This window comes from Enterobacter cloacae complex sp. HYC003_NIDB, from assembly GCF_056673375.1.
Genome location: NZ_CP114220.1, coordinates 3,355,340 through 3,370,786 on the forward strand (window position 1 = coordinate 3,355,340; position 15,447 = coordinate 3,370,786).

The 15,447-nt window shown below is 60.1% G+C and carries 13 protein-coding genes; 3 read left to right on the forward strand and 10 right to left on the reverse strand.

Annotated elements, in window-relative coordinates; translation table 11 throughout:
• Positions 1 to 41: 41 nt before the first annotated feature.
• Complete coding sequence (gene uvrB / locus O1722_RS15990) at positions 42 to 2,057, reverse strand: excinuclease ABC subunit UvrB (RefSeq protein WP_023303330.1); 2,016 nt, start codon at positions 2,055 to 2,057, stop codon at positions 42 to 44.
• 748 nt (positions 2,058 to 2,805) lie between these two features.
• On the opposite strand from uvrB, the gene O1722_RS15995 reads away from it, so the two are divergent.
• Complete coding sequence (locus O1722_RS15995) at positions 2,806 to 3,528, forward strand: ABC transporter ATP-binding protein (RefSeq protein ID WP_015571086.1); 723 nt, start codon at positions 2,806 to 2,808, stop codon at positions 3,526 to 3,528.
• On the opposite strand, the gene bioD is transcribed toward O1722_RS15995, so the two are convergent.
• Genes bioD through bioB form a run of 4 tightly spaced genes read right to left on the reverse strand, consistent with a single transcriptional unit; the run spans position 3,491 to position 7,118 of the window.
• Positions 3,491 to 4,192 carry a dethiobiotin synthase gene (gene bioD, locus O1722_RS16000; protein WP_033486439.1) on the reverse strand — a complete coding sequence of 234 codons (702 nt, stop codon included), beginning with the start codon at positions 4,190 to 4,192 and terminating at the stop codon, positions 3,491 to 3,493. The genes O1722_RS15995 and bioD overlap by 38 nt on opposite strands.
• A complete protein-coding gene (gene bioC, locus O1722_RS16005; RefSeq protein WP_032102638.1) occupies positions 4,185 to 4,940 on the reverse strand; it encodes a malonyl-ACP O-methyltransferase BioC in 756 nt (251 codons plus the stop codon). Before bioC ends, bioD begins: the two co-directional genes overlap by 8 nt.
• Positions 4,924 to 6,081 (reverse strand): 8-amino-7-oxononanoate synthase, encoded by a 1,158-nt coding sequence (gene bioF, locus O1722_RS16010; protein WP_033486378.1) that lies wholly within the window; start codon positions 6,079 to 6,081, stop codon positions 4,924 to 4,926. Before bioF ends, bioC begins: the two co-directional genes overlap by 17 nt.
• The gene (gene bioB / locus O1722_RS16015; RefSeq protein ID WP_033486379.1) at positions 6,078 to 7,118 is read right to left on the reverse strand and encodes a biotin synthase BioB; all 1,041 of its coding nucleotides are present in this window, start codon (positions 7,116 to 7,118) and stop codon (positions 6,078 to 6,080) included. The genes bioF and bioB overlap by 4 nt, the downstream gene beginning before the upstream one ends.
• An 86-nt stretch (positions 7,119 to 7,204) precedes the next feature.
• On the opposite strand from bioB, the gene bioA reads away from it, so the two are divergent.
• Positions 7,205 to 8,494, forward strand: a complete 1,290-nt coding sequence (gene bioA / locus O1722_RS16020) for an adenosylmethionine--8-amino-7-oxononanoate transaminase (RefSeq protein ID WP_032670306.1) — start codon at positions 7,205 to 7,207, stop codon at positions 8,492 to 8,494.
• 47 nt (positions 8,495 to 8,541) lie between these two features.
• The gene (locus tag O1722_RS16025) at positions 8,542 to 9,018 is read left to right on the forward strand and encodes a kinase inhibitor (protein ID WP_003858531.1); all 477 of its coding nucleotides are present in this window, start codon (positions 8,542 to 8,544) and stop codon (positions 9,016 to 9,018) included.
• 103 nt (positions 9,019 to 9,121) lie between these two features.
• Here O1722_RS16025 and hutH read toward each other — a convergent pair whose 3' ends face one another.
• From hutH to hutI, 5 genes are all read right to left on the reverse strand, one after another.
• Positions 9,122 to 10,642, reverse strand: coding sequence for a histidine ammonia-lyase (gene hutH, locus O1722_RS16030; RefSeq protein WP_015571090.1), 1,521 nt, complete (start codon positions 10,640 to 10,642; stop codon positions 9,122 to 9,124).
• Entirely contained in the window at positions 10,639 to 12,327 is a 1,689-nt protein-coding gene (gene hutU / locus O1722_RS16035) for a urocanate hydratase (RefSeq protein ID WP_003858533.1), read from the reverse strand. The genes hutH and hutU overlap by 4 nt, the downstream gene beginning before the upstream one ends.
• Positions 12,328 to 12,454: 127 nt before the next feature.
• A complete protein-coding gene (locus O1722_RS16040) occupies positions 12,455 to 13,189 on the reverse strand; it encodes a histidine utilization repressor (RefSeq protein WP_017384945.1) in 735 nt (244 codons plus the stop codon).
• A gap of 19 nt (positions 13,190 to 13,208) precedes the next feature.
• Positions 13,209 to 14,147, reverse strand: coding sequence for a formimidoylglutamase (gene hutG, locus O1722_RS16045; RefSeq protein ID WP_015571092.1), 939 nt, complete (start codon positions 14,145 to 14,147; stop codon positions 13,209 to 13,211).
• Positions 14,144 to 15,367 (reverse strand): imidazolonepropionase, encoded by a 1,224-nt coding sequence (gene hutI, locus O1722_RS16050; protein WP_033486381.1) that lies wholly within the window; start codon positions 15,365 to 15,367, stop codon positions 14,144 to 14,146. Before hutI ends, hutG begins: the two co-directional genes overlap by 4 nt.
• Positions 15,368 to 15,447 lie beyond the last annotated feature (80 nt).

Sequence of the window (15,447 nt, forward strand, 5' to 3'; positions counted from 1 at the left end):
TCTCCCACAGGGAGAGGGCGAAAACGCCACCGGGCAAAAAACTACGATGCCGCAATAAACAGATCCCGCAGCTGATGCAGCTGATCGCGGATTTGCGCGGCCTCTTCGAACTCCAGGTTCTGCGCATGCTGCATCATCTGCCCTTCCAGCTCGTGGATCTTTTGCTGCAACGCTTTCGGCGTCAGCGCGACGGTATCCTCTTCCACCACTGAACGGGCCTTGCTGCGGCCTTTCGCTTTGGTCTTCGCAATGTTCTGACCCAGCGCCAGGATATCCACCACCTTCTTGTTCAGCCCCTGCGGCGTGATGCCGTGCTCTTCGTTGTAGCGCTGCTGCTTCTCGCGACGACGTTCCGTTTCGCCAATCGCTTTGGCCATCGACGGGGTGATTTTATCCCCGTACAGGATCGCCTTCCCGTTGACGTTACGCGCGGCGCGGCCAATGGTCTGGATCAGCGAGCGCTCGGAACGCAGGAAGCCCTCTTTGTCCGCGTCCAGAATCGCCACCAGCGACACCTCAGGCATATCCAGCCCTTCTCGCAGAAGGTTAATACCGACCAGCACGTCGAACTCGCCCAGACGCAGATCGCGGATGATCTCCATACGCTCCACGGTATCGATATCCGAGTGCAGATACCGCACCTTCTCACCGTGTTCTTCCAGATACTCCGTCAAATCTTCCGCCATACGTTTGGTGAGCGTGGTAACCAGCACGCGCTCGTTGATGGCGGAACGGGCACGTATTTCCGAGAGCAGATCGTCCACCTGCGTCGCCACCGGACGCACCTCGATAATCGGATCCAGCAGCCCGGTCGGACGCACCACCTGGTCCACCACGTCATCACCGGATTTTTCCAGCTCGTAGTTGCCCGGCGTGGCCGATACGTAGATGGTCTGCGGAGCAAGCGCCTCAAATTCTTCAAACTTCATCGGACGGTTGTCCAGCGCTGACGGCAGTCGGAACCCGTACTCCACCAGCGTCTCTTTACGCGCGCGGTCACCGCGGTACATCCCGCCGATCTGGGGGATCGTAACGTGGGATTCGTCGATCACCAGCAAGCCGTCCGCCGGAAGGTAGTCAAACAGCGTCGGCGGCGCTTCGCCCGGCCCGCGCCCGGAGAGGTAGCGCGAGTAGTTTTCGATGCCGGAGCAGTAGCCCAGCTCGTTCATCATCTCCAGATCGAACTGGGTACGCTGGCTCAGGCGCTGCTCTTCCAGCAGCTTATTGTTCGCCAGCAGCACCTTGCGGCGGTCCGCCAGCTCGGTTTTGATCTCTTCCATCGCCTGCACAATACGCTCGCGCGGTGTTACATAGTGCGTTTTCGGGTAGATGGTGAAGCGCTGGATCACCGACTCGACGTGACCGGTCAACGGATCGAACAGCGACAGGCGTTCAACCTCTTCGTCGAACAGCTCCACGCGCAGCGCCATATCGTCCGACTCCGCCGGGAAGATATCAATCACCTCGCCGCGCACGCGGAAGGTCCCGCGCTGGAACGCCTGATCGTTACGGGTGTACTGCAACTCCGCCAGACGGCGCAAAATCGCACGCTGATCGATGATCATCCCCTGCGTCAGGTGCAGCATCATCTTGAGATAGAGATCCGGATCGCCCAGGCCGTAGATCGCCGACACCGAGGCCACCACCACCACATCACGACGCTCCAGCAGCGCCTTGGTCGCCGACAAACGCATCTGCTCGATATGTTCGTTCACCGAGGCATCTTTCTCGATAAACGTGTCGGAGCTGGGAACGTAGGCTTCCGGCTGGTAGTAGTCGTAGTAGGAGACGAAATACTCCACCGCGTTTTCCGGGAAGAACTCTTTCATCTCACCATACAGCTGCGCCGCCAGCGTTTTGTTCGGCGCGAGAACCATCGTCGGACGCTGGAGATCGGCAATGACGTTGGCAATGGTGAAGGTTTTGCCCGAACCGGTAACCCCCAGCAGGGTCTGGTGCGCCAGCCCGTCCTCCAGCCCCTCTTCCAGGCGACGAATAGCCTCGGGCTGATCCCCGGAAGGACGGAAAGCAGAATTCAGTTTAAACGGTTTACTCATGGGCGACGACCTGATGACAGAATAAGCGGCAGGTGAGTAATTTTACTCGTTGTGGCCAGGATTGCCAGTAAAAAACACTGGATGAAAAACCAGTAGCGTGTCAGGATATTTAGCGTAGCGCAGAGAGGATTAGTGCGTTCGCGAGCCAAATTTCGACTGTGACAAAATAAAACACCAGCCTCAGGGGGTTATCCCCAGAACTATTACTTTTTTAACATTTGTCAAGGGCGGTTATGAAAGTTTTATGGCAACAGGTCTCGCTGGCGTTGAGGGAATTGCTTTTATCTAATTCGTTAAAAAATAAAGACTAATTTATTAAGCCGCGTTTCGCATCAATTTGGTTGTAACCCGCGTATTCTCTCGCTTATCGCGGGTTTTCTAACTCTAATGCACAAGGTTATCCACAGGAATAGTGGATAACTGCCTCCAGCCCGTACAGCATGCACTCCAGCAAATTCCCGGTTTTTCCCACGAAGCGGCAGTAAAAAATTTTTATCACTCTTTTTTGCCTGGAAAACGTTCATTTTTTCATAAGCGACTGGCGAGATCTTAATCACAATTCTGTCATTTCTCCTGCACCACAATTCGACATACGCAGCACCGGGAGTGTGCAATTCGTATAAACGTTCAGCTTTTGATAGTGAGTTATTCCTAAAAATGGCCTTTTTTTAATCATTATGAAGTTCCTGGCAGGCGTTTTGCAGACATCACTCTGTGCATCACCCCACACATTTTTAAGGAGAGAAAGATGTTGAGTCTGCGTGCTGTAAATCAGTTTTACGGAAGCCAACATACGCTATGGAACGTGAATATCGATTTCCCGCAAGGCATCTGTACGGGCATTGTTGGCCTGCCTGGCATGGGCAAATCCACGCTTATGAACTGCATTACCGGAAAGGTGCCCGTCGAGAGCGGCACCATCATCTGGCATGAGGCTGGCGCGCCGCCGCATAACTTGCTCAACCCTGCGTCCGCATTCCCGGCGCCGCCGACGATAGGCTACGTCCCGCAGGATCGGCGAATATTTTCCCAGCTCACCGTCGATGAAAATCTGCATATCGCTATGCGGGCGACGGGGAAACCCGACCCGGCATCAAAAAGTGACGTGTATGCCCTGTTTCCGGAGCTCTATCCGCTGCGACAGAGCCGTGCCTCTGCGCTGTCCCCTGACGACCAGTATCAGCTGGCCCTCGCCAGTGCGCTGGTTAATCGTCCGCGCGTGTTGATTCTGGATGAGCCCATGCATGGCGCAGGGCACGGTTTCGCGCGCAGGCTGGGGCAGTTGCTGGTGCGGTTGAATCGGGAGCTGGGAATGACGGTGCTGTTAGCGGAGCAACAGCTGTCGTTTATCCGCCGGGTAGCGGATCGTTTCTGCATGCTCTATCGCGGACGTAACGTGGCACAGGGCCACGTTAACGAGCTGGATGACGACCTTATTGCGCACTGGATGGCGCGGGACATAAGGCGCTGAGGTCGAGATAGCGTCCGGTTTCCGCCTGCTCTGCGCCGTCGGCAAGCCACGGGATCTCGCCGAGGCACGGCGCAGGCAGCACCCGCTTCAGCGTCGCCAGATACTCAGCATGACGTTTACCCGGCGCTACCACGTCATTGGCAATCCACCCTGCCAGACGCAACCCGGCCTGCTGCACGGCCTGGGCGGTCAGCATGGCGTGATTGATACAGCCAAGCTTCACGCCAACCACCAGAATGACCGGAAGCTGCTCGGCCTGCACCCAGTCAGCAAATGTCTGCTCGTCGGACAGCGGGGTAAACCAGCCGCCAGCCCCCTCCACCAGCACCCAGTCGGCCTGCGTTTCCAGGACGCGTAACCCGGAAGAGAGCACCGAAAAATCAATCGGACGATCTTCATCGACGCTGACGATGTGCGGCGAGGTGGGTTCAGCAAAGGTATAGGGGTTCACCGCAGAATAGGCCAGCGTAAGGCTGCTGTTACGCTGTAGCGCCAGCGCATCGGTATTACGTAAGCCTTCCGGCGTCATCTCGCTGCCGGAGGCTACGGGCTTATACCCGGCCGTTGTTTTCCCCAGCAGACGCGCCGCCTGTAACAGCGCGGCGCTGGCAACCGTTTTACCGACTTCAGTGTCCGTGCCGGTAACAAAATAACGTTCAGTCACGTTCAATAATCCCATGAAAAAGATGATAAGAGAGCGGGAACCGGCCCCGCTCCTGCGGCCAGGCCAGCTCGAGACGCTGGAGTTGGCCGCGGGTAAGGGGTTTCTTCTCCCGTCCGGCGTGCAGGTGCGTCGCGCCTATGCCCTTAAGCGATCGCATGGCGCTTAACGCATCGCTAAATTCGAGGGTGACGGTCTGGACCATGCAGCGATAGCGCCAGCCTGCCAGCGCCTGAGTGACCTGTTGGTGCGAGAGAAACCGGTTGGCGTGCGGCTGCGCATCCACTGCCCTCCACGCCTGATTCAGCTCTGGCAACGAACTTTCCAGCAGGGTGGTAAAGGCCACCGCTCCGCCGGGCCGTGCCACACGGTAAAGCTCGCGTAGGGCCTGCGGCAGGCTGGCGCACCACTGCACCGCCAGATGGCTCCAGACAAGGTCAAACAGCGCATCCTCCAGCGGGATGGCCTCGATATCGGCCACCAGATAACGGTCTGCTGACTGCTGCTGGCGGGCCTCATCCAGCATCTGCGCGGATAAATCCAGCGCCGTGACGTGGCTACCCGTTGCGCGCCAGTAGCGGCTATTGCCGCCAGGCCCGCAGCCAGCGTCGAGCACCTGCGCAAAACGCCCCTCACCGAGCGCGGCCAGCAGCCCGCGGGCGCTCAGGCGTTGCAGCTCATCGTGCTGTGAATAGCTTTGCGCTGCCCGGCCAAACGCGGCGGCAACGGCCTGTTTATTGACAGGAGACATACAGTGCCTCCAGAAGCGTATCGATATCCTGCGGCTCGTGCGCTGCCGTGAGCGTCAGACGCAAGCGCGCGGTGCCTGGCGGCACGGTGGGTGGGCGGATCGCCGTGACCCACTGCCCCCGCTCTCGTAGCGCCTGTGCCAGCATCAGCGCCCGAGGGTTTTCACCCACAATCACGGGCTGAATGGCGCTGTGCGAGTCGGTAAGCCGGTAAGGCAGTGCGCTTACCCCCCGGCGAAAACGCTGAATATGGTCGGCCAGGCGCGCCCGGCGTTCAGCGCCGTCTTCGCCGCGGATCACCGCAAGCGACGCAGAGAGCGCCACGGCCTGCGCCGGGGGCATGCTGGTGCTGTAGATCAGGTGCCGGGCGAACTGCACCAGGTAATCGGCCACCGGCTCGCTGCACAACACCGCGGCGCCGCTGACGCCGAAGCCTTTGCCGAAAGTGACCACCAGCAGTTCCGGCCTGACGCGTTGCTGGTGCGCGCTTCCGCGCCCCTCCTCGCCGGTGACGCCAATACCGTGGGCATCGTCGACCAGCAGCCAGGCGTTCTGCTGTTTTGCGACGTCATGCAAGGTGGCAAGGGGCGCGCTGTCGCCGTCCATGCTGAATACCCCTTCCGTCACCGCCAGCTGAAGCCCTGAACAGGGTTTACCCAGCAGGACGTTCAGCTGAGAGGCATCGTTATGGGCAAAACGCCGCAGCTGCGCCGGGCTGAGACTGGCCGCTTCAAGCAGGGACGCGTGGCTCAGGCGGTCCGCGATGATGCGGTCGTCTTTGCCCATCAGGGCGGCAATCACCGCCTGATTCGCGGCAAAACCGGAGATAAACAGCAGCGCCCGCGGGTAGCCCAGCCAGTCGGCCAGCTCTTCCTCCAGCGCCTGATGCGCCGTGGTGTAGCCGCTGACGTGCCCGGAGCCACCGCTGCCCACGCCGTAACGATCCGCGCCCTGCTGCCAGGCGCGAACGATCTGCGGGTGCTGGCTCAGGCCCAGATAATCGTTGCTGGAGAAATTACAGAACCGCTCTCCTTCCCGGGAGAGAAAACGGCCTGCACCGTTTTCCACTACCCTGCGCACCCGAAACGCATCCGCCGCCCGCCGCTCGTCGAGCGCGGTCCTGATACGTGCCTGCCAGGTCATACGGCTGCCGCGTTGTAGAACTGGTCGGTGTCGGCGTTAAAAATCTGCTGCTCCAGCTGCTGCTGTTGCTCGTTATCCCCCGCCTGTACCTCGGTCTGGTGTGGGTTCAGCCCCAGCTTGCGGAACAGCTGGACATCTTTGTCCTCTTCCGGGTTTGGCGTGGTCAGCAGTTTGCAGCCGTAGAAGATGGAGTTGGCCCCGGCCATGAAGCACATCGCCTGGGTCTGCTCGCTCATCTGCTCGCGACCGGCAGAGAGGCGAACGTAAGAGGTCGGCATCATAATGCGCGCCACCGCGATGGTGCGGATGAAATCGAAGGCATCCACGTCCTCGTTATCCGCCAGCGGCGTGCCTTTTACCTTCACCAGCATGTTGATGGGCACGCTTTCCGGCGGGGTCGGCAGGTTTGCCAGCTGTAACAGCAGGCCGGCACGATCTTTTACCGTCTCTCCCAGTCCCACGATCCCGCCGGAACAGACCTTGATCCCCGCATCACGCACTTTATCCAGCGTGTCCAGACGCTCCTGATAGGTGCGCGTGGTGATGATGTTGCCGTAGAACTCCGGCGAAGTATCGAGGTTGTGGTTGTAGTAATCCAGCCCCGCCGCCGAGAGACGCTGCGCCTGCTCTTCGTTCAGCGTACCAAGGGTCATGCAGGCTTCAAGCCCCATCGCCTTCACCCCCTTCACCATCTGCTCCAGATAGGGCATGTCGCGGTCATGCGGATTTTTCCACGCCGCGCCCATGCAGAAGCGGGTCGAGCCAGCGTTTTTGGCCTTGCGCGCGGAGTCGAGCACTTGCTCGACTTCCATCAGGCGCTCGGATTCGAGACCGGTTTTATAGCGCACGCTTTGCGGGCAATATTTGCAGTCTTCCGGGCAAGCCCCGGTTTTGATCGACAGCAGCGTGCTGACCTGAACATGACGCGGATCGAAGTGCTGGCGGTGCACCTGTTGCGCCTCAAACATCAGCTCCAGGAAAGGTTTGTTGAATAATTCAGTGACTTGCGACATCGTCCAGCGTGCGTGGTGAGCCATCGGGCTTCTCCAAAGGGTTTTGTTAATTGTCGGTTCGGTTTATACTTGTAAACCTAAAACTTTTCAAAATGGTTTACAAGTCGATTATGACCCAGGACGATCTCGCCTTCGACAAGCAGCATATCTGGCACCCTTACACCTCCACGACCCGCCCCCTTCCCGTCTATCCGGTAGCCTCGGCCCACGGCTGCGAGCTGCATCTTGCCAGCGGCGAGCGGCTTGTTGACGGGATGTCCTCCTGGTGGGCGGCGATCCATGGCTACAACCACCCGCGACTGAACGCGGCGATGAAAGCGCAGATTGACCAGATGTCACACGTGATGTTTGGCGGGATCACGCATCAGCCCGCGGTGGATTTATGCCGTCGCCTGGTAGCGATGACGCCTGAATCGCTGGAGTGCGTTTTCCTGGCCGACTCCGGCTCGGTGGCCGTGGAAGTGGCGATGAAAATGGCGTTGCAGTACTGGCATGCGAAGGGCGAAACGCGCCAGCGGTTCCTCACCTTCCGCAACGGCTATCACGGCGACACTTTCGGCGCGATGTCGGTATGTGATCCGGACAACTCCATGCACAGCCTGTGGAAAGGCTATCTGCCGGAAAACCTGTTTGCGCCAGCCCCGCAGAGCCGCTTCGACGGCGAATGGAACGAGATGGACATGGTGGGCTTCGCGCGGCTGATGGCGGCCCATCGCCACGAGATTGCCGCCGTTATTCTCGAACCGATTGTGCAGGGCGCGGGCGGAATGCGGATGTACCATCCCGAGTGGCTGAAGCGCATTCGGAAGATGTGCGACCGCGAAGGGATCCTGTTGATTGCCGATGAGATCGCCACCGGCTTTGGCCGCACCGGGAAATTGTTCGCCTGCGAGCATGCGGGGATCGCGCCGGATATTCTGTGCCTGGGGAAAGCGCTCACCGGCGGCACCATGACGCTCTCCGCCACGCTTACCACCGGCCAGGTTGCCGACACCATCAGCGACGGCGACGCGGGTTGCTTTATGCACGGCCCGACGTTTATGGGCAATCCGCTGGCCTGCGCCGTGGCAAGCGAAAGCCTCGCCATTCTGGAAAGCGGCGCATGGCAGACGCAGGTGGCGGCGATTGAGGCGCAGCTGAAGCAGCAGTTAAGCGCGGCGGCGGAGGCGGAATACGTCGCGGACGTCCGCGTACTGGGCGCCATCGGGGTAATCGAGACAACGCATCCGGTGAACATGGCCGCGTTGCAGCGCTTCTTCGTTGACCAGGGCGTGTGGGTGCGACCTTTCGGTAAGCTGATTTACCTCATGCCGCCGTACAGCATTTCTGCGGATCAGCTCCGCAAGCTGACCGGGGCAGTGGTTGAAGCCGTTAACACTTCAGCGCATTTCGCGATTTAACCCCATGCGTTACACTTTCTGAATGAGTGAGTAACGAGGGAAATCGGATGAAAATCATCAGTAAAGATTTGCGCGACGGCGAAAAGCTGCCGGAACGTCACGTGTTTAACGGGATGGGTTATCAGGGGGATAATATCTCTCCCCATCTGGCGTGGGACGATGTGCCAGCGGGAACCAAAAGTTTTGTCGTGACCTGCTACGATCCGGATGCGCCAACCGGGTCGGGCTGGTGGCACTGGATCGTGGCAAACCTGCCCGCCGACACGCGCGTGCTGCCGCAGGGCTCCGGTTCCGATCTGGTCGCTCTGCCTGACGGTGCGATTCAGACGCGCACTGACTTTGGCAAAGCGGGCTACGGCGGCGCGGCGCCGCCAAAAGGGGAAACGCACCGCTATATCTTCACCGTGCACGCGCTGGATGTGGACAAGATTGAGGTCGACGAAGGGGCGAGCGGCGCGATGGTAGGCTTTAACGTGCATTTCCATTCGCTGGGCAGCGCGTCGATTACGGCGATGTATTCGTAATCGTGCGGGCTGATGCCCTCACCCCGGCCCTCTCCCACAGGGAGAGGGAGAAAACCTAACAATTCCCTCTCCCTGTGGGAGAGGGTTAGGGTGAGGGTAAAAATCACAGCACCGAAGGTAACAGCCCCACCAGCCGTCCTTCCTCCAGAAGCTGCATCGCCTTATCAATATCCGGCGCAAAGAAGCGGTCGTCATCGTAGTGCGTAACGTGCTCGCGCAGTTCCTGGCGCGCCTGCTCCAGCAGCGGGCTGGATTTTAGCCCTTCGCGCAAATCAATACCCTGACACGCCGCCAGCCACTCCACCGCCAGCACGCCGCGGGTGTTAGAGGCCATCTCCCACAGACGACGCCCGGCAGCCGGGGCCATCGAAACGTGATCTTCCTGGTTGGCTGAGGTTGGCAGGCTGTCCACGCTGTGCGGATGCGACAGGGCTTTGTTCTCGCTTGCCAGTGCCGCGGCGGTGACCTGGGCTATCATGAAGCCCGAGTTCACGCCGCCGTTGCGCACCAGGAATGGCGGCAGCTGGGACATGTGCTTATCCATCATCAGCGCGATTCGACGCTCAGACAGCGCCCCGATTTCGGCAATCGCCAGGGCGATATTATCTGCGGCCATCGCCACCGGCTCGGCGTGGAAGTTACCGCCAGAAACCACCTCGTTTTCCTGAGCAAATACCAGTGGGTTATCGGACACCGCATTGGCTTCGACCAGCAGCACTTCTGCCGCCTGGCGCAGCTGCGTCAGGCATGCGCCCATCACCTGCGGCTGGCAGCGCAGGGAATACGGATCCTGCACCTTCTCACAGTTGTGATGCGAATCGGCAATGTCGCTGGTATCGGTAAGTACGTGGCGGTACATGGCAGCGGCATCAATCTGCCCGCGCTGGCCGCGCACCTCGTGGATGCGGGCATCGAACGGACGACGCGAGCCGAGCACCGCCTCAGTGGTCAGTGCACCGCACACCACCGCCGAGGCGAACAGATCTTCCGCTTCAAACAGACCGCGCAGCGCGAAAGCGGTCGACGCCTGCGTGCCGTTGAGCAGCGCCAGCCCCTCTTTTGCCGCGAGGGTGATCGGCGTTAAGCCAGCTTTTTTCAGCGCCTCTTTCGCAGGCAGCCACTCCCCTTGCCAGCGCGCCTGGCCTTCACCCAGCAGGAGCAGCGACATATGCGCCAGCGGCGCCAGATCGCCGGAGGCGCCGACGGAGCCCTTCGCCGGGATCCACGGATAAACTTCCGCATTGACCAGCGCCATCAGCGCCTGGATCACGCTCAGACGAATGCCGGAAAACCCACGCGCCAGGCTGTTGATTTTCAACACCATCATCAGGCGGACGATCTCATCGTCCAGCGGCTGGCCAACCCCCGCCGCGTGCGACAGCACCAGCGAACGCTGTAAATTCTCCAGATCGTGCGTGGCGATGCGGGTCTGCGCCAGCAGGCCAAACCCGGTATTGATGCCGTAGGCGGTGCGCCCCTCCGCCACAATCGCCTCCACGCAGGCCACGCTGTCGTTAATGGCACGGTGGGCGCTTTCATCAAGGGAGAGTGTCACCGGCTGACGCCAGACGTGACGCAGCTGTTTGAGCGTCAGCGAGCCGGGAGTAAGTGTTAACGCGTTCATGCAGGCTTTCCTTGTGTGGCGGGGATCATCGGCAGGTTCAGGCCCTGCTCTTTGGCACAATCAATGGCAATCTCGTAACCCGCATCCGCGTGACGCATCACGCCGGTTGCCGGGTCGTTGTGCAGCACGCGAGCGATACGCGCGGCCGCTTCATCAGTTCCGTCACAGACGATGACCATCCCGGAGTGCTGGGAGAAGCCCATCCCGACGCCGCCGCCGTGGTGCAGCGATACCCAGGTCGCGCCGCTGGCGGTGTTCAGCAGGGCATTCAGCAGCGGCCAGTCGGAGACCGCATCCGAGCCGTCGCGCATGGCTTCGGTTTCACGGTTCGGACTGGCGACAGAGCCGGAGTCCAGGTGGTCGCGGCCAATGACGATCGGCGCGGAGACTTCGCCGCTGCGCACCATTTCGTTAAAGGCGAGGCCGAGTTTTTGCCGCCACTCCAGCCCGACCCAGCAGATACGCGCCGGCAGGCCCTGGAAGTTAATGCGCTCGCGCGCCATATCCAGCCAGCGATGCAGGTGTTCGTCATCGGCGACAATCTCTTTCACTCTGGCGTCGGTTTTGTAGATATCCTCCGGGTCGCCGGACAGGGCAACCCAGCGGAACGGCCCGATGCCGCGGCAGAACAGAGGACGGATATAGGCGGGCACGAAGCCGGGGAAGTCAAAGGCGTTATTCACCCCCATTTCTTTCGCCATCTGGCGGATGTTATTCCCGTAATCAAAGGTCGGAATACCCATCTTACTGAAGGCCAGCATCGCGGAGACGTGTTCCGCCATGGCGCGTTTGGCCGCCAGTACCGTGCCCTCAGGATCGGTTTCCGCTTTTTGCTGGTAGTCTTCCCACGTCCAGCCTTTTGGCAGATAGCCGTGGAGCGGATCGTGAGCGCTGGTCTGGTCGGTGACCAGATCCGGACGCACGCCGCGCGCCACCAGTTCCGGCAGAATATCCGCCGCGTTGCCGCACAGGGCAACCGACACGGCTTTGCCTTCAGCGGTGTACTTTTTGATGCGCGCCAGCGCGTCATCGAGGTTGTCGGCCTGTTCATCGACATAGCGGGTACGCAGACGGAAATCGATGCGGCTCTGCTGGCACTCAATGTTCAGGGAGCACGCGCCCGCCAGCGTCGCGGCCAGCGGCTGCGCGCCGCCCATGCCGCCCAGTCCGGCGGTGAGCACCCAGCGGCCTTTCAGTGATCCGTTATAGTGCTGACGGCCCGCTTCCACGAAGGTTTCATACGTGCCCTGCACAATCCCCTGGCTGCCGATGTAGATCCAGCTACCCGCGGTCATCTGGCCGTACATGGCCAGCCCTTTTGCGTCCAGCTCGTTGAAGTGTTCCCACGTCGCCCAGTGCGGCACCAGGTTGGAGTTGGCAATCAGCACGCGGGGCGCATTTTTATGGGTTTTGAATACGCCAACCGGTTTGCCGGATTGCACCAGCAGCGTTTCGTCGTTTTCGAGATTCGTCAAAGACTCAACAATCGCGTCATAGCACGCCCAGTTGCGCGCGGCGCGGCCAATGCCGCCGTAGACCACCAGCTCGTGGGGATTTTCTGCTACCTCAGGATCAAGGTTGTTCATCAACATGCGCAGCGGTGCTTCGGTGAGCCAGCTTTTTGCGGTGAGCGTGGTGCCGCGCGCGGCGCGGACATCCTGCTTGCGGTATTTATCTGACGACATTGTGTGTTCCTCATAAGGGACAGGTGATGCATTTAGATATACTTGTATAGACAAGCACACACAAGATCGGATTTAACAAAAAAGATACAATTTTGCTATATTGCGTTAGCGATCACGCTTATAAAACTTATGACATAAAGTGGCCCTGCAACCGGTAGCGATTCCCCGGGAATAGCAGCTTCGCATGCGACACAATTTGCGAGGACGACCAGGTACGACGGCGGATCAGCAGACAGGGATCGTGCTCTTTAATACGCAACAGCTCGCACTCCTGCGGCGTGGCGCGCACGGCTTCCACGATATGCTCCCCTTCCGTCAGCGGGGCGACGAGCGAGAGATACGCATGCGGTGTGGTTTGGGTGTAATCCTGGCTCAGGTAGTCCGGTATCCGCTCCGCGTTGACGCAGCGGTCTTCAATCTGGACCGGAATGTCGTTCTCATAATGCACCATCACCGAATGGAAAATCCGGGTGCCCTCGGTAACGTTCAGCTCGATGGCCTGTTCGGCGCTGGCCTGCGTCTCTTCAAGCACCAGCACCTCGCAGTGGTGCTGATGGTTGCGGGCGGCAATTTCATCGGCAATGCTGCGGATTTCAAACAGCGCCGACTGTCCTTTTGGCTCGGCGACAAAGGTTCCGACACCCTGCAAACGCACCAGCAACCCTTCATCGGTCAGTTCACGCAGTGCGCGGTTGATGGTCATTCGGCTAAAGCCAAACTGCGCCACCAGCTCGGCCTCGGACGGAATGCGGTCGTGCGGGCGCCAGACGCCGGCGGCGATTTTTTCGCTGATCGCCTGCTTCACCTTTTCGTAAAAAGGCGCGGGAGGGCTCGGCTGCGGCAGGGGCGAGCGTGAAAACATCTTGACTCCTTGAATGTTGTTATGCCCACCAGTGAGCAATTTGCCAGGCCAGTCGGGCGGCGAGCTTAGCGCCCTGTCCGTCCCGATCGTAGTGCGGATTGAATTCCACCAGATCCGCCGCCTGTAGTTTACCGCTTCGGCAGATACGCTCAATCACCGGGAACAGATCCAGCGCCGGGATCCCCAACGCCGCAGGGGCGGACACGGCGGGCATTTCTGCGGCAGGCAACACATCAAGGTCAACGGTGAGATAAACCCGGTCTGCCTGCGCAAGCACGCTATCCAGCGCGGATAGCGCATCCCGGCGAAAATCGAGATCTTCAACCAGCGTCACGTTCAACCGCTCAGCTTCCTCCCACAGCGCCTGAGTATTCGCCGCACGGCTTACCCCCAGGCAGGCGTAGTGAAACACCCGCGACTGAGACGCGCAGTAGTGCGCCAGCTGGCGGAACGGCGTGCCGGACGTTGCCCGTTCGGCCTTGCGTAAATCGAGGTGCGCATCCAGGTTGATCACCGCAAGGCGATCGTTCGGAAAGGCGTCCAGCACGCCGCGCCCGTGCGCCCAGGCGGTTTCATGTCCACCACCGAAAACCAGAGTACGCATCCCGGATTGCTGGCACGCGGTTATGGCCTCGCTCAGCGCCTGCTGTGCCGCCTCCAGCGCGTGGCCTTCAACATAAATAGCGCCCATATCCACGAGGCGCGCATGCCCCTGATGGCTCGCCATATTCGCCAGCGCGCCACGCAACACATCGGGTGCCTGTGCAGCACCGGGCCTGCCCTGGTTACGCTTAACCCCTTCATCACATTCAAAGCCCAGCAGGGCGATGCCTGACGGCGCGGGAGAAAAGTGTTCGCGCTGCTGTATGGTCTGGAAGAGACGTTTCGCGGTGCTGGACTCGGCGCTGTCGTCACGACCCTGCCAGACCTGCGGAGAGACGGGATGCCACAGTTTCATGCTACCTGCCCCCGAAACACGCGTTGATACATAGGATTCCGCCCCGGCTCGTAAACCATCTCAACCGGATGATTCGCCTCCCAGACGACGAAATCAGCCACATAACCTGGCTTTAACTGCCCGTGCGTCGCACCACGTCCTAGCGCCTGCGCCGCATGCCGCGTCACGCCAGCCCAGGCCTCTTCCGGCGTGAGGCCAAACTGGACGCAGGCCATGTTCATTGCCAGATGCAGGCTGGCAAACGGGCTGGTGCCCGGATTGTAGTCGGTAGCCACCGCCATCGGCACGCCCTGCTCTCTCAACTGCGCCACCGGTGGACGCTGGCGCTCCTGAAGAAAATAGAACGCGCCGGGGAGCAATACCGCCACCGTGCCGCTTTGCGCCATCGCCTGAATACCTGAATCATCGAGATACTCAATATGATCGGCCGACAGCCCTTTATACTGGCTGACCAGCGCCGCGCCGCCGAGATTCGACAGTTGTTCTACATGCCCTTTTACCGGGATCCCGAGCGCGGCGGCGGCCCGGAACAGGCGCTCGGTTTGCGCCGGGGTAAAGCCGACGTTTTCACAAAACACGTCCACCGCTTCAAATAACTCTTTTTGCCACAGCGTGGGCATGATCTGCTCACAGACCAGCGCCAGATAGGCATCCGGATCCTGTCGGTACTCGGCAGGAACGGCGTGCGCGGCCAGCAGCGTCGGGCTGATATCGACCAGATTATTCAGGCTGAGCTGGCGGGCAACCAGCAGCATTTTCTCTTCGGCTTCGGCATTCAGTCCGTATCCCGATTTGATTTCAACGGTCGTTACGCCTTCATTCATCAGCCGCTGGAGTCGCTGCTGCGCCACCGTCAGGAGCGTTTCCGGCGAACTGTTGCGGGTGGCCGTGACCGTGGCGTTAATTCCGCCGCCCTGCGCGCTAATGGTCTGATATGACACGCCGTTAAGCCGTTGCTCCCATTCCGCTGCGCGATCGCCGCCGAACACCAGATGGGTGTGGCAATCGATCAGGCCGGGGGTAACCAGACGCCCGTCGAGATCGACACACTGACGATGCCCGGAGGGGATCTCGGATTCAGGAATAATGGCCAGAATCGTCTGGCCGCGCACAACGAGGGCATGTTGTTCTCTCAGGCCGTAGGGCTCCGCCTCACATGTCGCCAGGGTTGCCAGTCGCGCATTTCGCCATATCACATCATCGGGATGAAGCTGCTGCATGTGCCTTCCACTTGTCATGGGTTGTATAGACATTTATTTTCATCTGCCGCCTGCTGTCAACCGCATTGGGGGAAAATGTT